The sequence below is a fragment of the Halorussus sp. AFM4 genome (genome assembly GCF_051194995.1).
GTDB lineage: Archaea > Halobacteriota > Halobacteria > Halobacteriales > Haladaptataceae > Halorussus.
Window position 1 is genome coordinate 482,617 of sequence record NZ_JBNTJT010000001.1, and the last position, 19,599, is coordinate 502,215.

Sequence of the window (19,599 nt, forward strand, 5' to 3'; positions counted from 1 at the left end):
CGCCTTCTCGGACGACATTCGGTCTGAGACCGCTTGGTCTGCCCTAAGCCACGTATTCCGCCACCTGCAGCACCGCACCGAGGAAGGCGAGGAGCGCGGCCAGGATCAGGCCGAAGACCGCGTAGGCCGGGACGGCGAACTCCGAAGAATCGCTCGTGAGGACCTCGTAGAGCGCGATGAGTAGCATCGCGGTCGCGCCGAGTGCCATCAGTCCGACCGGCAGCGAGAGCCCACCGGTCGCGGCCGAGACGAACGCGTCGAGCCCGACCGCCGCACCCAGGAGTGCGTACGACCCGTGATAGACGTAGCGTCGGTCCACGGTCGACAGTCACGTCAACCGAACAAAAAGTATGCGCTCGGCGGACGCAGATTCGACCGCCGGAACGGCCCGGTCGGGGACGGTCACGCCCCGTCAGTGGGCGTGGGCGTCGAGGTGGGTGTCGCGGTCGCCGTCGCCGGGAGCGAGTTCGACCGTGGCGTGGTCGACTCCGAGGTCGGCGAGCGCCTCGTGGACTCGGCGGGTCACCGCCTCGGCCTCCGCCATGCGCTCGGCGTCGGTCTCGACGCGGGCGGTCGCGACCGTGATCCGGCTGCAGACCTGCCAGGCGTGGAAGTCGTCGACCGCCGCGACGCCGTCGACCGCCAGCAGTCGCTCCCGGACCGCCTCGGCGTCGACGGGCGTCCGGTGGAAGAAGATGGCGCCGCTGCCCCGGAGCACCCGCACGGCCGACCACGTCACGACGACCGCGATGAGCGCTGCGGTGATGGGGTCGACGACGCGGAGGCCGGTGAGCTCGACCACGATAGTCGAGACGATGACCGCGACCGAGCCGCCGGCGTCGCCGAGGAGGTGGTAGAACGCGCCCCGCTCGTTGAGGCTCATCTCGCCGCCCTGGAGGACGTACACCGACCCGACGTTGACGAGCAGACCGCCGGTCGCGATGGCGAGCGTCGGGCCGACGCCGATGGCCACCGGGTCGAGGAAGCGCTGGTACGACTCCCACAGGATGAACCCGACCATGGGGAGCAGCAGCAGGCCGTTGAGGAACGCCGCGAGCGGTTCGAGCCGGTGGAGACCGTACGACCAGTCGTCTCCCCCGCCGTAGTTGTCGGCGACGTAGGCCGCCGCGAACGCCAGCACGTACGCCAGCGCGTCGAACAGCATGTGGAAGGCGTCGCCGAGCAGCGCGACCGAGCCGAACAGGAGACCCCCGGCGAGCTCGGCGAGGAAGCCCAGCAGGTTGATGGCCGAGACGAGCGCCAGCTTCCGGCTGCTCGTCGACGACGCGCCGTGGTCGTGGCCACCGCCGCGATCGTGGTCACCGCCGCGGTCACGCTCCTCCTCGCTGTCAGGACCGCGGCTCCGGTCGTCGTGCGGTCTGTCGTGACCGTGACCCGACTCGCGTTCGCCCATCTCGCTTCGGACTTACCACGCCCGACTTATGAAAATGGCTGCCATAGAACGGTCATTCTTCAATAGACCCTAGTAGTCTTTCGACGTCCAATTATTAAATTGGCGAGCGACTCGTCTACTGCGCCGACGTCTCCCGGACGGTCCGTCGCGACCGGGGACCAAGGCAGTAGCTTCAACAGGGCCGCCGGCGACCAACGCACATGGAACACACCGCAGAGCGCGTCGTCCTGGCGCGCCTCCCGTCGGGCGTCGAGATCGCGACGACGGTCCACACCTACGACGGCGCGGCCGACGGCCCGACCGTCTACGTCCAGGCCGCCCAGCACGGCCGGGAGATAAACGGCACCGAGGCGCTGCGGCGGGTCCACGACCGCCTGCTCGACGCCGACCTCGCGGGGCGGGTCGTCGCCGTCCCGGTGGCCGACCCGCTGACGTTCGACCGGGTGTCGTACACGACGCCCGAGCAACTGGACAGCGTGAACCCGAACATGAACCGGGTCTGGCCGGGCGACCTCGACGGCACCCTCCACGAGCGGATGGCCGCGACCCTCTGGGAACACGTCGCCGACGCCGACGCGGTGCTGGACCTCCACACCGGGAGCGCCGACATGCTGACCCACGTCGTGTTCATGGAGGGCCACGCGGAGTCGCGGGCGCTGGCCGAGGCGTTCGGCACCGACCTGCTGCTCTCGGAGGAGGCCGGCGAGGACGCCGACCCCGAGTGGGCCGCCCGCGACTTCGGCGGGAAGCTCCGGGTCGCGGCCACCCGCGAGGGCATCCCCACCATCACGCCGGAGCTGGCCCACAACAAGCGACTCGCCGAGGACGCGATCGAGGCCGGCGTGACGGGCACCCTGAACGCGCTCCGGCACCTCGGCCTGCTCGACGGCGAGCCGGAGCCGAACGGCGTCCGGTCGAGCGGCGGGCCCGCGCTGGCCCGCAACCACCTCGGCCGGGTCTCGGCGGTCGACTCGGGGCTGTTCCGGGCCGACCCCGACCGCGAGGTCGGTGAACGGGTCGAGGCCGGCGAGCGGGTCGGCACGCTCTACGACCCGACGACCTACGAGGTGCGCCAGGTCGTCGAGACCGACCGGGCGGGCGTGCTCTACTCGCTGACCCGGGAGGCGACCGTGACCGCGGGCGAGAAGCTGCTGAGCGTCGCGCTCCCGCGCGAGGAGTGACGGGAGACGCCGCGGAGCGACAGGAAGCGTCGCGTGGAGACGGGGCCGGCGGGAGCAACGGGAGACTGGCGGAGGGAACGAGCGACCGGTGGAAAGAGGACGAACGGCCAGAGGAGAGAGAACGACAGACCGGCGGAGTGGGGCCGGGCGAGTCCGTGAGTTCGGCTCGGTTATCGGCGCGCCGTGACGTACAGCAGCGGCGCGACGACCAGCAGTGCGAGGCCGAGGAACTTGTAGTGCAGCGGCGCGAGGCTCGAGGGGACCACGACGAACAGCACCCCGAACGCGATGGCGTTCAGCGACAGTATCTTCCTGGAGCCGAGCGGAATGACCGCCAGCACCGACAGGACGAACAGCAGCAGGAGCGCCTGCCCGACGTTGTACTGGAGCAGGAAGTCGTCGATGAGCGGCATTGGCACGAACCCTTGCATCCTTACCCGAAAGTCGCCCCGAAATACCCTTTAAAGTTCCGCTATGCCGCCGGCGCCGCCGAGTCGGCGGCTCGTCGCGAGCGCGGCGTCACCCGTGTCGCGGGTCCCGGTGGCCGCGGCGCGTCCCGGCGGCGAGGCTCGCCCCGGACGGCAGCGCGGGGGCTCACGGAGCGCGAGTCGCTCGTCAGCCGGCGGTCCCGGTCAGGTCGAGCGGCCGCACCCAGACGTACCAGACCACCAGCACCGCGGTCAGGTAGCCGCTGACCCAGACCGCGGTCCCGAGCGCGGCGTAGCCGGCCGCGGTCAGCGCGTACTTGAGCAGCCCCGGCACGACGACGCCCAGCGCCAGCGCCAGCCCGAGGCGGACCTTCTCGCCGGCGCCCATCAGCGACCACCCGAGTTCCGTAGCGTCATGCCCGACGGTAGGCACTCCCGACAGGTCAACTCCTCGGTTCGACGCGCGGGCGGCCACAGCTGCCCCGGATTGGGTGCACGGCGGGGACTGCGAGCAGCGGTACGGGTTCCGCGGTCGAGCAGGGAATGCCGAAGTGGAGGACGGAAAGGCGGGGGACGGGTGAGGCGATCTGGCAACGATTTTCGACTGACTGGTTGTGGCGTGCGGGGCGAGATGACAGGTGCCTTCGTGTGATGCGGCGCGACGGGCGTCGCACGCCACGTTCGGGTCGACCCACCCGAGTGCCAAAAGGCTCGCTAATTGCACACTATAGCTCTCTGTACTGATACACCTCGCTCCCGACGTCGACGTATCGGTCCGCCCGCGACGCCCCTCGCCGAGTACCGACCCCACCGGTTCAGCGACGGACACCGGCCGCGCGACCACAGTTTCTTAGTGGGCCCCTGCGAACGCCGACCATGCGACGCCTCGCGACCGCGGCGCTGCTCGCACTGGCGCTCGCGGCGGCGCTGGGCGGCGCGGGTCCGAGCGCGACCGCCGACGAGTCGACGAGTCCGACGCTGGTCGAGGTCGGCGACGCCCGGCTCTGGCCGTACGTCGGCCCCGACCCGTCGTTCGAGCGCCGGGCGAGCGCCATCAACGTGGTCGTGCGGGACGACCCCGCGAGCGTCCGGCGGTACCTCGCCGGGCGGGGCGAGTGGAACCGGAGCGACGACGAGTCGGTCGCCGACGCGCAGAACCAGTCCGCGGTGGTGGCCGACGAGCGCGTCCCGTGGCGCGACGCGCCGGGCGCCCACCGGTACGTCTACGTCGCCGACCGGGGCTGGACCGCCGAGCGCTACCAGCTCCACCGGGGCACCTACTTCGGTTCCCGCGACCACCTCCGGGCGTACGGCGTCCGGGACGGCGACTGGACCGCCATCCAGGCCCACGCCGAGCACTGGGACTGGTTCACCATCACCCACACCGTCGACAGCGTCGAGGACGCCCAGCGCCGGGTCGAGGCGCCGTTCCTCGGCGACCCCGCGTTCGACGTCCGGCGGGTGTACCACGCCAACGGCGACACCTACGACGCCGACGGCTGGACCACGGTGGTCGCGCTGGCGCTGGCGCCGCTGCTGGCCCGGCGCCGACTCCGGAGTGCGATCGGCCGACTCCGCAGGCTCGCCACCCGACGCAACCGCCGCCGGGTCGCGCTCGCTGCGGGGCTGGCGGCGCTCCCGCTGGCGGTCCGGTTCGGCGGGATCCTCTCCGAGCGACACCTCCCGTGGCTGTCGCACGACGCAGTGGTGGCGCTGTGGTACCCGGTGCTGGTCGGGGGCACCCCGTTGGCGGCCGTCGCGCTGGGCCGGCGGGTCCGCCCGGCGCCGGCCGGGGCGCTCGCCGCGGTCGGGTTCGGCGCCGGCGTCGTGCTCGACTACGCCTCCCTCGGGGTGAGCGTCCTGCCGATTCCGGTCGCGACCCACCGCTCGGTCGCGGTGATCGCGGTCGGCCTGCTCGCCGCCGGTGCTGGCGCGAGGCGTGACCGGGACGACGGTACGGGGTCGGGGAGCGGGCACGGCGGCGAGTGGACGACGGCCTTCTGGGCCGGCGCGGCGCTGTGGCTCCTGGTCGTGCTCGCCGGCCACCTGGTCTGACCGGCGGTTCGTCGCCGGTCTCCGGGGCGTCAGTGTCGCTCGTGTCTCTCACAGCAGCGACTCGACGTCCGCCACCGAGTCGACGACGTGGTCGGGCGAGACGTCCGCGGCCTCCGCGTCGGTCCGGGTCGCGATGCCCGAGAGCGCGAGCGCGGTGGTCATGCCGGCGCGCTCGCCGAGCGCGAGGTCGGTGTCCAGCCGGTCGCCCACGATCAGGATCTCCGCCCCGCGACCCGAGACCCGCGACTCGACCGCCGCGGCGGCGGTCCGGCCCGGCTTCCCGAGCATCGCGTCGGGGTCGCGGTCCGCGGCCTCCGCGACCGCGGCCACGATGGCGCCCGACCCCGGCACCGGCCGGTCGGCCGCGGGGATGGTTCGGTCGGGGTCGGTCGCCACGAAGGCCGCGCCGTCGAGCGCCCACAGCGCCTCGCGGAGCCGGTCGTAGGTGAACTCGCGGTCGACCGAGACGACGACCACCGCGGCCGCGTCGGGCTCGCCGACCAGCGGGACCCCGCGAGCGGTCAGCATCTCGCGCAGGCCGGGCTCGCCGACGAGGAAGGTCGGGGCGTCCGGGTGCTGGCTCGCGACGTAGTCGGCGGTCAGCGAACCCGAAGTCACCACGTCGTCGGGCCCGACCGCGAAGCCGAGGCCCGCGAGCCAGTCTGCGTAGTCGGCCGGCGACCGGGTCGGGTTGTTCGACAGCAGCAGCACGTCGAGGCCCCGCTCGCGGAGCCGATCGACCGCCGCGACCGCACCCGGAATCGGCTCGTCGCCGCGGACCAGGGTGCCGTCGACGTCGAGGACGACGCTCTCGATTGGCATGGCCTGGGGTTCGCGGCCGAGGCTCAAGGGTCTGTCCGCTCCCGGAGCGTCGCCTCGGCCTCCCGCATGAACGTCTCCTGGGCGCTCCGGACGTCCTCGCCCTCGCCGGGCCGGATCTGCTCGTAGCTCCCGTCGGCCCGCATCTCCCACCGCTGGCGGTTGTCGGTCAGCAGCGTCGCCAGCACCCAGTCGAGCCGCTCCCGGAGCCGCGGGTCTTCGATGGGCGCGACGGCCTCGACCCGGTTGTCGAGGTTCCGGGTCATCCAGTCGGCCGACCCGACGTAGTAGCCCGGGTCGTCGTTGGCGAACGAGTAGATGCGGGAGTGCTCGAGGAACCGGCCGACCACGCTGTACACGTCGACGTTCTCGCTCACACCGTCGAGGCCGGGCCGGAGCCGGCAGATGTCCCGCACGACGAGGTCGATATCGACGCCCGCCATCGACGCCTCGTACAGCTCGGCGACGATCTCGGGGTCCTCCAGCCGGTTCATCTTCGCGACGATGCGGGCGTCCTCGCCCCGGCGGGCGCACTCGGCCTCGTTGCGGATCAGGTCGACGAACCGCTCGCGCATGTTGCCGGGCGCGACCAGCAGCTCGCGGTACTGCTCGTGGAGCGAGTGGCCGGTGAAGTAGTTGAACAGCTTCACGAGGTCCTGGCCCACGTCGCGGTCGGCGGTGAACAGCCCGAGGTCCTCGTACCGCTCGGCGGTCCCGGAGTGGTAGTTGCCGGTGCCGACGTGGGAGTACAGCTCGACGCCGTCCTCCTCGTCGCGGACCACCAGCGAGGTCTTGGTGTGGGTCTTGTAGCCGATGGTGCCGTAGGCGACGTGGATGCCCTCCGACTCGAGCCGCTTGGCCCACTCGAGGTTGTTCTCCTCGTCGAACCGGGCCTTGAGCTCGACCATCACCGCGACCTGCTTGCCGTTCCTGGCGGCCTCGATGAGCGTCTCGACCACCTTCGAGTCGCTGGCCGTCCGGTAGATGGCGGCCTTGATGGCCAGCACGTCCGGGTCGCGGGCCGCCGCCTCGAGGAACCGCTGGACCGTCCCGGTGAACGAGTGGTACGGGTGGTGGACCAGCACGTCGTCCGCGCGGATCTCCGCGAAGACGTCCGTGTCGTCTGCGCTCGCGTCGGCGAACCGCGGGTGGGGCTTCGGCGACCAGCCGTCGAGCTTCAGGTCGGGGCGGTCGAGCTCCAGCAGCGAGTCGAAGTCCCGGAGCGCCAGCGGGCCGCGGCGCTCGAACACCTCGCGGTCGTCGACGCCGAGCTGGTCGGTCAGTATCTCGCGGACGTGCGGGTGAGCGTCGTCCTCGAGCTCCAGCCGGACCACGGTGGCGAACCGCCGCTCCTCGAGCACCTCCTCGATCATCTCGATGAGGTCCTCGGCGACCTCCTCGTCGCGGCCGACCTCGGCATTGCGGGTCACCCGGAACGTCGAGTAGTCGACGACCTCGACGTTCGGGAACAGCAGGTCGAGGTTGTCGGCGATCACGTCCTCCAGCAGGACGAACCGGTCCCCGCCGGCGTCGGCGTCCGTCGCTCCGTCTGAGCTCGGGAGGGCGTCGCCGTCCGGCCTCGCGCTCTCGGGTCCGTCGCCGTCCGGACCGACCCGGACGAGCCGCGGCTGGTTCCGCGGGACCTTCACCCGCGAGAAGGTGAGGTCGTCGTCGGGGTCCGCGCGGGTCAGCACCGCCAGCGAGAGGCTCAGGTTCGAGATGTGGGGGAACGGGTGGGCGGGGTCGAACGTCAGCGGCGTCAGCGTCGGCAGCACCGAGCTCTCGAAGTACTCCCGGAGCTCGCGGCGCTCGCCGTCGGTGAGGTCGTCGTAGTCGAGGATGCCGATCCCGGCGTCGGCCAGCGCGGGCCGGAGCGTCTCGCGGTAGCAGGCGGTCTGGCGCTCGAACATCGGTCGGGCGGTCTCGAGCACATCGGTCCACTGCTCGCGGGGAGTCCGACCGTCGGGCGTGCGTTCGTCGACGCCCGCCGCCATCTGCTGTTTCAGCCCGCCGACCCGCTTGCGGAAGAACTCGTCGACGTTGGTCGTGAAGATGGCGAGGAACCGCACCCGCTCGAGCAGCGGGTTGCGCTCGTCGGCGGCCTCCGCGAGCACGCGCTTCTGGAACTCGAGCTCGCTGAGCTCCCGGTTGAGGTAGTACTGCGGGTCGTCGCGGTCGAACCCGTCGCGGCCGGTCGCGGCGCCCGCCTCCGCTCCGGTGCCGGACCGATCTTCGGTGTCGGGCCGCTCCTCGCTTTCGGGGGGGTTCTCGGCGTCGGGCCGCTCCGCTCCGGACGGGGGCCGGTCGTCTGTCATCTACTCGAACACCGATTCCCCGCCGTCGGGGCGCACGATCTTGTCGTCGCTCCGGGGGAGGTACGTCTCCTCGGCCGGTACCGAGACGAACTCCCCGCCGCGCCAGTCGTAGGCGGTCAGCGCGCCGCCGTGGACGCACCCCGTGTCGAGGGCGACCGCCGCGTCGGTCGCCACCGGTCCCTCGTGGACGGTGTGGCCCGAGAGGACCGTCGGCGGACCGTCGTAGTCGTCGTACCAGAGCGGCCCCTCGTACTCGTCGGCGGCGCGGGGCGCCCGCATGGTGAGCAGGTCGGTCGCCTCGTGGTCGGCGAGGTCCCGGCGGGGGTCGACGCCGCCGTGGACGACCAGCGCGCCGTCCCAGGAGATGGCGACCGGGAGCGACCGCACGAAGCCGGCGTTGCGCGCCGAGAGGTCGAGGCCCGTCTCCCCCCGGAGCACCTTGGCCTCGTTGTTCCCGCGGACGCTCCGCAGGTTGGGTCGGTCGCGGACGAGGTCCAGGACGCCCTCGGTGTCGGGTCCCTTGCGGACCAGGTCGCCGACGAACACCACGAGGTCGTCGTCCCCGACCGCGAGGCGGTCGAGCAGCGCCTCGAGTTCGGCCAGACAGCCGTGCACGTCGCCGACGACGAAGATGTCGTTCCACGCGTCGGCGTCGACCCGCTCGTGGTCAGGTTCGACGCGCTCGCCGAACGTCGGTCGCGATTCGGTGTCGCGCGCCCCTTCGGGTGCGGTTGCCATGTCCACGTTCTGGTACGGGAGTCGGCGAGTCGGTACTAAACGGGTGCTATGAGCGATATATAGCGGTACCGAACAGGTCGTACCGGCGAGGCGACCGCCGAGTCCGGTCGGCGGTGCTCCGCAGGGCGAGCGCGGCCGGCTCGGCGGTCGAGCCCCGACGCTCGCAAGTGGGCTGTCCCGGCTGTTAGACGTCATCCCGGCGGCTCGCGAGCGGCGCGCCGGAGGGCCGAAGCGGATCCAGTTTGGGGGCAGTGGTGACGGGGTGCCGGCCCGGGAGGACAGCGCGGGTGGTAGGGTGACAAGAGCGGGCGGCTGTCTCCGTCCGAGTCCAGCCGCGGGTCGTCTATAGTTCTTCTGCTAACCAATTCTGGTAGGATGGGACGGTTGGTTCGCGGGGGCCCAGTCGTCGGTCGCTGGCGGACCCGTGGTCGTCCCGCTCGCCGATTTCAGAAGGGAAGGCGGCGCACGAGCGAGGGGAGGCGACTGCGGAGGCGGACGCCCAGCGGTCCCCTCAGATCGCCGATCCGCGCCATCTCCTCGTCCGTGAGCGAGAACTCGAAGACGGCGAGGTTCTGCTGGAGGTGGTCGGGGCTGCTGGCCTTCGGGATCGCGACGACGCCGTCCTGCTGGACCAGCCACCGGAGCGCGACCTGCGCGGCGGTCTTCCCGTAGCGCTCGCCGATGCGTCCGAGCAGCTCGTCCGAGAGGACGTCGCCGCGGGCCAGCGGACTGTACGCCGTCAGCGCGACGTCGTTGGCCGCGCAGTAGCGCCGGAGGTCGGACTGGTCCCTGTACGGGTGGTAGAGGACCTGGTCGGCGATCAGCGGGACGTCCGCGGTCCGTCTGGCCGCGTCGAGCTGCGACCGGGTGAAGTTACTGACGCCGACGTGCGCGACCGACCCCTCGCGACGGAGTTCGGCCATCGCGTCGAGCGTCTCCGCGACCGGCACGCGCGGGTGCGGCCAGTGGACCAACAGCAGGTCGACGTACTCGACGTCCAGCCTGTCGAGACTCCCTCGGACCGAGGACAGCACGTCCTCGTACTCGAGGTTCGAGCGCCACACCTTCGTCGTCAGGAACACCTCCTCGCGGTCGACGTCGGCACGGGCGATGCCCTCGCCGACGGCCCGCTCGTTGTCGTACTGCTGGGCCGTGTCGACGTGGCGGTAGCCCAGTTCCAGGGCCGTCCGGACCGTCTCGACGCAGCGCTCTCCGGTGTTCTGCCACGTCCCGAGACCGAGCTTCGGCATTCGCCACCCGTCGCCGTCGACGTACTCCATGTCTCTGCCGAACAGTAACGTAGCTGAGTGATAAAGGATGGCATCCGGGACTCAGGTCGTTTGGGTCGCCGGTGACGAGCACCGAACACCCGTCGCTGGAGAACGTTGAAGCCGAAAGTTAGGTGGCTGGGGAGTTGCGGCCCCAGTTTCCGCCCGGCCAGAGACCGGGTGGAAAGGAGGTGGGCCAACGCGGATTTGAACCGCGAACCTCCCGGTTATCAGCCGAGCGCTCAACCTGATTGAGCTATTGGCCCAGGTGAGCGCATTCAGTGGTTGCGGCCATGCATGTTTAAGCGTTTCCTTTCGATGTCAGTTCGGCACGCCGTCACGGAGTTTTCCCGGGAACGACGCCGGTTCCCGGGCTACTTCTCCTCGTCGTCCTCGAACTCGATGTCGTAGGAGTCGTCGTCCATCCGGTAGGTGTCGTCCGACCCGCCGGACTGGCCGGCGTTTCCGCCCGCACCGGTGCCGCCGACGCCCGCACCGCCCGCGCCGACGTCCTCGGCGTTGGGGAACCCGAAGGTGTAGACGTTGCCGGTGGCGAACCCGCCGGTCTTCTTCTCGACGTAGGGCTTGACGACCCACTTCTGGACCGCCTCGCGCACGAGGATGCGCGTGGGCGGGAACGCCAGCAGGAACCCGACGGCGTCGGTGACCAGCCCGGGCGTCAGCAGGAACGCGCCCGCGGCGATGAGCAGCGCGCCGTCTGTCAGTTCGTCGGCCGGGACCTCGCCCTCCGCGAGGGCCCCCTGGAGGCGCCGGACGGTGTGGCGGCCCTCGGCCCGGACGAACAGCGTCCCGACCAGCGCGGTCAGGACGACCAGCGCGACGGTGAGGGCCGCGCCGAGCTCCGCCGCCACGAAGACGAGGAACAGCGCGTCGAGCAGCGGGATGAGCAGGAGTCCGATCAGTACGCGTTTGAGCATCGGTTCGTTCTTGTCTCGGAGTAGACGTTCGCGCCCTAAAACCCTTTAGGTGGCCGGTCTCTCCGGACTTCCGTATCCTTTTCATCGCGGCCGGGCTCTCTCCGGGCATGCGACTCCTGCTGGTCCACGCCGACCGCTTCGCGTTCGAGGCCGCCGCGGGGGCCGGCGACGGACCCGCCGAGAACGAGGACGTGCCACGCGAGGCGCAGACGGAGGACTGCGTCGCGGCCTTCGTCACCGTCGAGCGCGGCGACGCGGCCGACCCGGACGCGGTGGTCGCGAACGCCGCCGCCGAACTCCGAGACGCGACCGACCGACTCAACGCCCGGAAGTTGGCTCTCTACCCCACCGTCCATCTGAGCGACGCACCCGCGTCCGCCGATACCGCCGCGACCGTCCTCCGCGACCTCGCTTCGGAACTCGACGCCGACCGGGCGGTCCTGCGCGCGCCCCTGAGCTCCCACACCGCCTTCGAGATTGCCGCCAAGGGCCATCCGTTCTCGACCCGCTCGCGGCGCGTCACCCCCGAGAGCGCCGCCGACGGGGCGACAGGCGACCGCCCGCCGAGCGAGTGGCGACTGGCGTTCCCGGGCGGCGACGCGGTGACACTTCCGGAATCCGACTCCCTGAACGCCCTCGACGACGGGTACGCCGACCGCGTGAGCGACGATCTGCGCGCACTCGTCGCCCGGGAAATCGGGGGCGAGTCGGTCGACCGGGACCGGCGTGAAACCGCCGACAGCGACGGCAGACCGGCCCGCGAGGCCCTCGTGCGCGAACAGAGACTGGCCGCCGACGTCCAACCGGCGGACGACGGACGCGACGGGACGGGCGCGCTCCGGTGGTTACCGCGCGGAACGCTGGTCCGGGACGCCCTGACCGAGTACGCGACCGACCTCGCGCTCGACCGCGGCGCGATGCCGGTCGAGACCGCTACGACCGGTTCCCCGGACGCCCGACAACCGGGAGAGCGCGCCGAGTCGGTCGACGGGCACCGCAACCGCGACAGGTCCTCCGCCTCCGGACCGTCGCCGCCGTGCGCGGCCTGCGCCGACCACTTCGCGCTCGTGCGCGGCGCCGACCTCGACACCTCGGAGCTTCCGGTCGCCCTCTACGAACTGTCGACCGACGCCGACCCGTCGCTGCCGGACGCTCGGCGGACCGGGAGCGACGGTGACGCGACGCACCCGACGCACCGTCCGAAACCGACCGTGCCCGTCGTGCACACCGCGACCGCGGACCTGGCGCAGGCCAAGGAGGAGCTCGCAACGCAGGTCGACACCGCGCTCCGGGCCGGCGAGGACCTCGGGCTGACCTGCACACCGGTGATCCGGACGACGCGGGCGTTCCACGACGAGAACGAGGCCTGGGTGGAATCGCTGGTCGACGACCTCGGCGCGCCCGCCCTGGTCGAACTCCGCCCCGAACGTCGCGACGGCCGGGAGCTCCGGGTCGACTTCGCGACGACGGACGGACCCGGCCGGCCGATCTACACCGCCGCCGTCGCGCTCGACGTCGAGAGCGCAGAGCGGTTCGGCGTGACCTGCGACGCCGGCGACGAGACCCGGCATCCGCCACTCCTGCACTTCTCGCCCATCGGGAGCGTCGAGGACGCGCTCGCCGCCCTGCTGGGGGCCGCCGCCGAGCGCGAACTCCCTCGCCTCCCGACGTGGCTCTCGCCGACGCAGGTCCGGCTCGTCCCGGTCGACGAGACCCACGTCGAGCACTGCGACGCGCTGGCGGCGACGCTCGAATCGTCCGGAATCCGGGTCGACGTCGACGACCGCGACGAACCGGTCGGGGAGCGCCTGGCCCGGGCCGCGGACGACTGGGTGCCGTACTGCGCGGTCGTGGGCGACCGCGAGACCGAGCGCGACGCCGGGACGCTCAAGGTGACGGTCCGGGCCGAGGGAGTCGAACGGGAGCTGACGCCCGACGAACTGGAGGCGGCAGTCCTCGCCGACGTCGGCGATAGACCGACGACGGCGCGCTCGCTGCCGAGACGGCTCACCAGACGTCCGGACCTCGCGAACCACTGATTCCCGGTTCCGTTTGCGGTTCCACGGTCGGAATCGACCTGCTCGCGCGGAACCCGCCTTTCGGCACGACTCGCCGATTCTCCGCCGTCAGGCCGTCTCGATTCGGCCAACCCGTGTTTCACGATACCAGACTGCACTTTGAATATTCTTTATAGGAATAAAACCAATCTCCTTAATACCCTCTGGTAATAAGACCGAACGTCAATGGCTTCGATCGACTTCGAACCGCTGACGTACGGAGAGCTGTCGCCCGAGCGGCGGCCCTCGCCGGCCCAGGCGCTGGTCCCCGTGCTCGGCGTCATCGTCTTCCTCGGGATCGGGTCGGGGTACCTCAAGCTGGCGCCCCACGGCCCGCTGCTCTGGAGCATCGTGCTGACCGGCCTGGTCGGCTACTACTGGATGGGGCTGTCGTGGGAGGAGCTCTACGACGGCATCGCCGACAGCCTGCTGATGGGCCTGCAGGCGATCCTCATCCTGTTCACCATCTACGCGCTCATCGCCACCTGGGTCAGCGCCGGCACCATTCCGGGGCTGATGTACTACGGGCTGACGGTGCTCACCCCGGAGGTGTTCCTGCCCGCGACCGCCGTGCTCGCGGCGATCGTCGCGTTCTCCATCGGCTCGTCGTGGACCACCGCCGGCACGCTCGGCGTGGCGTTCGTCGGCATCGGGTCCGGGCTCGGCATCCCCGCCCCGATGACCGCCGGCGCCATCCTGAGCGGGGCGTACGCCGGCGACAAGCAGTCGCCGCTGTCGGACACGACCAACCTCGCGGCCGCAGTCACCAACACCGACCTCTACGACCACATCCGGGCGATGCGGACCGGAACCGCCGTCGCGTTCGGCGTCGCGCTGGTGCTGTACGCCGTCCTCGGCCTCCGGGCGGGCGGCGCGATCCCCGAGGGCCGCGTCGCCGAGATCCAGAGCGCTCTGGCCGGTACCTACGACCTCTCGGTGTTCGTCTTCCTGCCGCTGGTCGTGACGTTCGGCCTCGCGCTGTACGGCTACCCCGCGCTCCCGTCGCTGGTCGCCGGCGTGTTCGCGGGCGTGTTCACCACCGTCGTCGTCCAGGGCGCCGGTTTCACCGCGGCGTGGGACGTGTTCCTCAACGGGACTACCCCCGAGACCGGGATGAAGCTCGTCAACGACCTGCTGGCCGCCGGCGGCGTCTCCGGGTCGGCCTGGACCATCTCGGTCGTCGTCGCCGCGCTCTCGCTGGGCGGTCTGCTCGAGGGGATGGGCGTGCTCGCGGTGCTGGCCCACTACCTCGCGCAGGGCATCCGGAGCGCGACCGGACTCGTCATCGGGTCGGGCGTCTCGGCCATCCTGGTCAACGTGTTCAGCGCCCAGCAGTACATGGCCATCGTGATCCCCGGGATGACCCTCCGGAACCTCTACGACGAGTACGACCTCGAGAGCAGCGACCTCTCGCGGGCGGTCGAGGCCGCCGGCACCCCGACCGGCGCGCTCATCCCGTGGCACGCCGGGGCGGTGTACATGTCCAGCGTCTTCGGCGTCGCGACGCTGGAGTACTTCCCGTACTACTTCTTCGCGTTCCTCTCGCCGGCCGTGCTGTTCGCCATGGCGCTGGCCGGCGCGGCCACGACCCCGCGGGAGACCGAGGAGTCGACCGCCCCGTCGGCCGACGACTGACGCGGCCGTCCCGTCACTGGCCCGGCCCGGGGCCACACCGGACCGAACGACTCCGGCCCTTCGACAGGACTCGACACTCGTCGGGTCGCCGTCACTCTCCCGTTAGGGGCGGACTATCGGTCGGCGGTTCCCCGATTGACGGCGCGGAAGCGCAGAACACGACCGGCGACCCGGTCGAGCGCGGGGGCCTCCGACCGGCTGTCGCCTCGCGGGTAACCGTTCGATTACCGACCTCTAACTCCGATTACTTCGTGATGGCCAGTTTATAACAAAGTGCCGTTCGCGTACATGTCCTCCGGAGTACGATGCAATCGAGACACGAGCGGTCGGGAGCGAACGGTGTCGGGCGGGTCCGACGGGTGGCGAGAGTAATGGTGACACTTCTCGTGTGCGGCCTCGTCTTGAGCAGCACGGCGGTGGCGGGCATCGGGGCTTTCGGCGTCGAAACGCGGGATACGGCCCCGCTAACGACGGATTCCCCGGGGACGGCGGGACCCTCCTCGGCGAGCGCGGGGATCGCCGGACGAGAGGCCGAACCCCCGGCACGACAGGCCGAGCCCGGGGTCAACACGTCGAACGACAGCTTCGGCTGGTCGGTGTCGTCTGCGGGCGACTTCAACGGCGACGGACACACGGACGTGGTCGTCGGCGCCCCGCGACGCGGCACCAACAACACCGGCGGGGCGTACCTCTTCTACGGGCCGGTCACCGCCGAGAACATCTCGCTGTCCGACGCCGACCTGACGCTCGAAGGCGAGTCGGTCGGCGACTACGCCGGCTGGTCGGTCGACGGCGGCGACGTCGACGGCGACGGTTACTCGGACGTCGTCGTGGGCGCGCCGTACAACGACGACGGCGGCCGGAACGCCGGCGCGGCCTACGTCGTCTTCGGGCGGGAGGACGCGAACGGCACCGTCACGCTCGGCGAGGCCGGGACGGAACTCGTCGGCGCGGCCAACGGGAGCGAAGTGGGCTTCGACGTCAGCGCGCGCGACGTGAACGCCGCCGACGCTCCGGGGCTACTAATCGGCGCGCCGGCGACACGCACCGACGACCGGCGGGGAACCGCCTACCTGGTCGCCGGGTCCTCGCTCTCGAACGAGACGTCGGTCACACTCTCCACCGAGGCTAAGGGAGCGAACGCGACGCGGGCGCGGTTCGTCGGCGCGGCGCCGGACGACCGCGCCGGCTGGTCGGTCGCCTGGGCGGGCGACGCGGACGACGACGGGACCGCGGAGGTCGCGGTCGGGGCGCCGTACCACAACGCGAGCGGCGACGCCCGCGTCGGAGCCGTCTACCTCGCCGACGCGGACGCCTCGGGCCGCCAGAACCTCACGCAGTCCGAGGTCACGTTCGTCGGCGGGTCCGCGGGCGACAACGCCGGCTTCGCGGTGGGGAGGACCGCGGACGCGAACGGCGACGGCGTCGCGGACCTGCTGGTCGGCGCCCCGTCGAACGACACCTCCGGGCCGAACGCGGGCGCCGCGTACGTCGTCTACGGGGGACCGTCGCTGAACGGGACGGTGTCCGCCAGCGCGGCCGACCTGTCGGTGTTCGGCGAGGCGGCCGGCGACCGGCTCGGCTGGTCGGTGGCGTCGGCGGGCGACGTCGACTGCGACGGCGACGAGGACGTGGTCGTCGGTGCCCCGACCAACGCCGACACCGGGGCGGCGTACCTCGTCTACGGCCGGTCGACCGACGGCGGCACGGCGGCCACGAAGCTCGTCGGCGGGGAGGCCGGCGACTTCGCGGGCGCGAGCGTCGCCGGCCTGGAACGCGGCGACGGCGACGGGAGCGACGTCCTCGTCGGCGCGCCAGGCAGCGACATCGGTCGCACCGACAGCGGCGCAGTGTACCTGGTGCGGCCCCGACGCGGGTGCGGGGCGGAGTCCGGCGGAGACGGCGGCGAGCGGACGACGGAAGGGAACAGCAGTGCGGCCAGCTCGAACTCGCGCAGCGGGGGAGGGAGTGACGGGGACACCTCCCTGGAACTCGGCGGCGGGTCGGACGGAGACGCGACCGGCGCGGTCGTCCAACTCGTCTCGAACGAAGGGACCTCGGGCAGTGGACAGGAAGCAGAGCGACGAGTAGCCGGCGGAGACGAGTCCGGCGGCGATGCCGGGGCCGGTAGCGAAGACGGCTCCGGCGACGCCGGTCAATCGAACGGCGAGAGCGGTGATTCGGACGGTAGCAGCGACGGGGCGAACGACGGGAGCCGGTCCGGCGACGGCGACCCCGCCGACGCGACGCCGGCCGATCCCGGAGACGGGACGCCGGAGGACGGGACGCCCGACGACGGGAGCGCGAGTCCCGGAGACGGTGATTCGACCCCCGACGACGGAAACTCCGGACCGGACGACGGGAACCCCGACGACAGTCCGGACGACGGCGACTCCGGCGACGGACCGGGCGACGGGAGCCCCGACGACGGGGAAGACGGCCGGAACCCGGACCGGGCGGACGGGACGCCCGACCAGCGACAGGGCATCTACCTCTACCAGAACCAGTGCCAGCGCCAGGCTGGGACCGGCGAGCAGCGCCAGCGCCAGTCGCAGGGCGTCCGCGGCGGCCAGACCCAGTCGGACGGGAGTATCAGCATCCGGTGGCAGTTCCAGCGAATCCACGTCCAGCAGAGCCAGTGCCAGTACCAGGGCGACGGCCACGACAACGCCCAGCGCCAGCGTCAGCACCTGCGGATTCGGTTCGCCCAGCAGCAGGGCGGGAGCGACGGGCGGGACCAGACCCAGGACGTCGAGGGCGGCCAGAACCAGAGTCAGCGCCAGTCCGGGTCCGAGCAGGTCCAGACGCAGGTCCAGTGGCTCAGCGTGACCTTCGTCCAGGTCCAGCCGGCGGGCGACGACCCGGACCAGCTGCAGTCCCAGTACCTCGACGTCGACCAGGACCAGGAGCAGAGCCAGGGCGACGGGTACGACCAGACCCAGACGCAGTTCCAGGTCGTCCAGATCGTCTACCAGGGCCAGACCCAGACGTACGGGGACGCGCAGGACCAGACCCAGAACCAGTCGGTCGAGGCGAGCCAGCGCCAGCACCAGGAGCAGACCAACGTCTCGCAGAACCAGACGCAGAACCAGTCGATCGAGCTCCGGCAGAACCAGACCCAGAACCAGACCGACCCGAACGCCAGCCAGACCCAGAACCAGAGCATCGACGTCGACCAGACCCAGAACCAGAGCCAGGGCGACGAGGGGCCGAGCCAGAACCAGACCCAGAACCAGTCGGTCGAGGCCGACCAGAACCAGACCCAGGCGGGTGGCGAGAACCAGACGCAGGTCCAGAACCAGACGGCCCGGCTGAACCAGAGCCAGACCCAGAACCAGACGCTGACGAACGCGACCGGGAACCAGAGCGGCGAGGTGGTCGCCGACCAGAATCAGACCCAGCGCCAGTCCGGCGAGAACAACACCCAGCGACAGAACGAGTCGCTTGACGTCGACCAGAACCAGACGCAGGCCCAGACCGACCCGAACGCCACGACGACCGTCTCGGCCGGAGCCGACGACAGCGTCAGGAACGCGTCGGCGTCGAACGCGACCGACGCCGGGGGTGACGACACCACCGCGCACACGGGGGAGAACACCACCGCAGCGACGAACGAGACCAGCGCGTCGGCGAACCTGACCACGACAGTGTCGAACGAGACCGGCGCGTCGACGAACGAGAACGAGACGACCCGGACGGTCGACTCCTCGACCACCGAGACCGGCTCGGCGTCAGACGAGGTCGAGACGACCGAGGAGACGGACGCGACTGCGACGGCGGAAGGAGAGACGACTGCGACGACCGAAGAGGAGCCGACCGAGGCGGAGACAACTGAGGAACAGTCTGACGAGGCGTCGACGACCGTGACGGCGGAATCGACCGGGCAAGAGACGACGACTACGGCGGCGGAATCGGTCGAGGAAGAGACGACGACCGCGACCACCGAGGGACCGACCGCGACCGACGAGCGGGCTTCGACGACCGAAGCGGGGTCGGAGGAGACGACCGCGGAAGGGGAGCCGGACCCGACCACCGGAGAGCAGTCCGAGCCGGCAACCCCAGAGTCGACGACCGCGCAGCAAGCGGCGGACGAGGAGACGGAATCCACAACCGAGGAGACCGCCCACGGAGACTCGGCCGACGAGGCGGAGCCGACCGAGTCCACCACCGAGGAGACGCCCGAACCGACGACCGAAGAGACGGACGAACAATCGGCGGACGAAGAAGAGACGGAGGAGACGACGAGCGAGGAGGAATCGGACGACGAGGGGCCGACGAGCGAAGCGGAGTCCGAGGACGAGCGGCCGACGACTGAAGCGCGGGCCGAGGAAGAGGAGGAGGAGGAGGAAACACCGACCACCGAGCAGGACAGCGACGAGGAGCCGACCACCGAACGGGACGACGAGGAGTCGGCCGACGAGGAATCAGCCGACGAGGAGCCGACGACCGAGAAGGAGGCTGACGAGGACCAGCCGCCGACCGAACAGGAGGCAGAGGAGGAGACGACCGAAGAGCACGACGAGTCCAGCGAGAGCGCGGATACCGAAGGCGACGGCGGAACCGAAGCGGACGAAGAGACCGAAGAGGAAGCGACGACGCCCGACGAGACCACCACGGAGGACGAACCGACGACCGGGGAGGACGGAAGTACGCCGACTGACGGCGAAGACGGCACGACGACCGCCCGAGAGCGCGTCGGCGTCGCCGGTCCGCAGCGGTCGCTCGTAGCGTAGTCGGTCGGCCGGTCGAGT

Annotated in this window: 14 protein-coding genes and 1 tRNA gene; 5 read left to right on the top strand and 10 right to left on the bottom strand. The window is 71.1% G+C overall.

Features of this window, described 5'->3' with window-relative positions:
- Positions 1–43: 43 nt before the first annotated feature.
- Positions 44–319 (bottom strand): hypothetical protein, encoded by a 276-nt coding sequence (locus tag ACQUQF_RS02440; protein ID WP_435175365.1) that lies wholly within the window; start codon positions 317–319, stop codon positions 44–46.
- A 93-nt stretch (positions 320–412) separates the two neighbouring features.
- Positions 413–1,414, bottom strand: a complete 1,002-nt coding sequence (locus ACQUQF_RS02445) for a cation diffusion facilitator family transporter (RefSeq protein WP_435175367.1) — start codon at positions 1,412–1,414, stop codon at positions 413–415.
- Between the two features lie 200 nt (positions 1,415–1,614).
- On the opposite strand from ACQUQF_RS02445, the gene ACQUQF_RS02450 reads away from it, so the two are divergent.
- Positions 1,615–2,595 (top strand): succinylglutamate desuccinylase/aspartoacylase family protein, encoded by a 981-nt coding sequence (locus ACQUQF_RS02450; RefSeq protein ID WP_435175369.1) that lies wholly within the window; start codon positions 1,615–1,617, stop codon positions 2,593–2,595.
- A gap of 170 nt (positions 2,596–2,765) precedes the next feature.
- Here the strand turns inward: ACQUQF_RS02450 and ACQUQF_RS02455 are convergent, their stop codons facing one another.
- Together ACQUQF_RS02455 and ACQUQF_RS02460 are read right to left on the bottom strand one after the other, a co-directional pair.
- Complete coding sequence (locus tag ACQUQF_RS02455; RefSeq protein ID WP_435175371.1) at positions 2,766–3,026, bottom strand: hypothetical protein; 261 nt, start codon at positions 3,024–3,026, stop codon at positions 2,766–2,768.
- A gap of 184 nt (positions 3,027–3,210) precedes the next feature.
- Positions 3,211–3,456, bottom strand: coding sequence for a hypothetical protein (locus tag ACQUQF_RS02460; RefSeq protein WP_435175373.1), 246 nt, complete (start codon positions 3,454–3,456; stop codon positions 3,211–3,213).
- Positions 3,457–3,899: 443 nt separating this feature from the next.
- Here ACQUQF_RS02460 and ACQUQF_RS02465 point away from each other — a divergent pair, with 443 nt between their 5' ends.
- A complete protein-coding gene (locus ACQUQF_RS02465) occupies positions 3,900–5,078 on the top strand; it encodes a hypothetical protein (protein WP_435175375.1) in 1,179 nt (392 codons plus the stop codon).
- A gap of 48 nt (positions 5,079–5,126) precedes the next feature.
- On the opposite strand, the gene ACQUQF_RS02470 is transcribed toward ACQUQF_RS02465, so the two are convergent.
- The 6 genes from ACQUQF_RS02470 to ACQUQF_RS02495 all read right to left on the bottom strand — a co-directional run bounded on the left by ACQUQF_RS02470 (position 5,127) and on the right by ACQUQF_RS02495 (position 11,156).
- Positions 5,127–5,900: an HAD-IIA family hydrolase gene (locus tag ACQUQF_RS02470; RefSeq protein ID WP_435175377.1), complete on the bottom strand. Its 774-nt coding sequence runs from the start codon at positions 5,898–5,900 to the stop codon at positions 5,127–5,129.
- 23 nt (positions 5,901–5,923) lie between these two features.
- Entirely contained in the window at positions 5,924–8,212 is a 2,289-nt protein-coding gene (gene ppk1 / locus ACQUQF_RS02475; protein ID WP_435175379.1) for a polyphosphate kinase 1, read from the bottom strand.
- The gene (locus tag ACQUQF_RS02480; protein ID WP_435175381.1) at positions 8,213–8,950 is read right to left on the bottom strand and encodes a metallophosphoesterase; all 738 of its coding nucleotides are present in this window, start codon (positions 8,948–8,950) and stop codon (positions 8,213–8,215) included.
- Between the two features lie 446 nt (positions 8,951–9,396).
- On the bottom strand, positions 9,397–10,230 hold the full coding sequence (locus ACQUQF_RS02485; RefSeq protein ID WP_435175383.1) for an aldo/keto reductase: 834 nt from the start codon (positions 10,228–10,230) through the stop codon (positions 9,397–9,399).
- Positions 10,231–10,410: 180 nt separating this feature from the next.
- Positions 10,411–10,484: transfer RNA gene (locus tag ACQUQF_RS02490), tRNA-Ile, on the bottom strand.
- Positions 10,485–10,592: 108 nt separating this feature from the next.
- On the bottom strand, positions 10,593–11,156 hold the full coding sequence (locus ACQUQF_RS02495) for an FxsA family protein (protein WP_435175385.1): 564 nt from the start codon (positions 11,154–11,156) through the stop codon (positions 10,593–10,595).
- Positions 11,157–11,263: 107 nt separating this feature from the next.
- On the opposite strand from ACQUQF_RS02495, the gene ACQUQF_RS02500 reads away from it, so the two are divergent.
- From ACQUQF_RS02500 to ACQUQF_RS02510, 3 genes are all read left to right on the top strand, one after another.
- Positions 11,264–13,195: a threonyl-tRNA synthetase editing domain-containing protein gene (locus ACQUQF_RS02500; RefSeq protein ID WP_435175387.1), complete on the top strand. Its 1,932-nt coding sequence runs from the start codon at positions 11,264–11,266 to the stop codon at positions 13,193–13,195.
- Positions 13,196–13,399: 204 nt separating this feature from the next.
- On the top strand, positions 13,400–14,848 hold the full coding sequence (gene nhaC, locus ACQUQF_RS02505) for a Na+/H+ antiporter NhaC (RefSeq protein ID WP_435175389.1): 1,449 nt from the start codon (positions 13,400–13,402) through the stop codon (positions 14,846–14,848).
- Between the two features lie 371 nt (positions 14,849–15,219).
- Positions 15,220–19,581, top strand: coding sequence for a hypothetical protein (locus tag ACQUQF_RS02510; protein ID WP_435175391.1), 4,362 nt, complete (start codon positions 15,220–15,222; stop codon positions 19,579–19,581).
- The last annotated feature ends 18 nt before the right edge of the window (positions 19,582–19,599 follow it).

What these genes read in the sequence shown, in the direction of transcription:
- ACQUQF_RS02455 (WP_435175371.1), bottom strand. Translation starts at nt 3,026, where the DNA reads ATGCAAGGGTTCGTGCCAATGCCGCTCATCGACGACTTCCTGCTCCAG.
- ACQUQF_RS02470 (WP_435175377.1), bottom strand. Translation starts at nt 5,900, where the DNA reads ATGCCAATCGAGAGCGTCGTCCTCGACGTCGACGGCACCCTGGTCCGC.
- nhaC (WP_435175389.1), top strand. Translation starts at nt 13,400, where the DNA reads ATGGCTTCGATCGACTTCGAACCGCTGACGTACGGAGAGCTGTCGCCC.
- ACQUQF_RS02500 (WP_435175387.1), top strand. Translation starts at nt 11,264, where the DNA reads ATGCGACTCCTGCTGGTCCACGCCGACCGCTTCGCGTTCGAGGCCGCC.
- ppk1 (WP_435175379.1), bottom strand. Translation starts at nt 8,212, where the DNA reads ATGACAGACGACCGGCCCCCGTCCGGAGCGGAGCGGCCCGACGCCGAG.
- ACQUQF_RS02485 (WP_435175383.1), bottom strand. Translation starts at nt 10,230, where the DNA reads ATGGAGTACGTCGACGGCGACGGGTGGCGAATGCCGAAGCTCGGTCTC.
- ACQUQF_RS02495 (WP_435175385.1), bottom strand. Translation starts at nt 11,156, where the DNA reads ATGCTCAAACGCGTACTGATCGGACTCCTGCTCATCCCGCTGCTCGAC.
- ACQUQF_RS02445 (WP_435175367.1), bottom strand. Translation starts at nt 1,414, where the DNA reads ATGGGCGAACGCGAGTCGGGTCACGGTCACGACAGACCGCACGACGAC.
- ACQUQF_RS02465 (WP_435175375.1), top strand. Translation starts at nt 3,900, where the DNA reads ATGCGACGCCTCGCGACCGCGGCGCTGCTCGCACTGGCGCTCGCGGCG.
- ACQUQF_RS02450 (WP_435175369.1), top strand. Translation starts at nt 1,615, where the DNA reads ATGGAACACACCGCAGAGCGCGTCGTCCTGGCGCGCCTCCCGTCGGGC.
- ACQUQF_RS02510 (WP_435175391.1), top strand. Translation starts at nt 15,220, where the DNA reads ATGGTGACACTTCTCGTGTGCGGCCTCGTCTTGAGCAGCACGGCGGTG.
- ACQUQF_RS02480 (WP_435175381.1), bottom strand. Translation starts at nt 8,950, where the DNA reads ATGGCAACCGCACCCGAAGGGGCGCGCGACACCGAATCGCGACCGACG.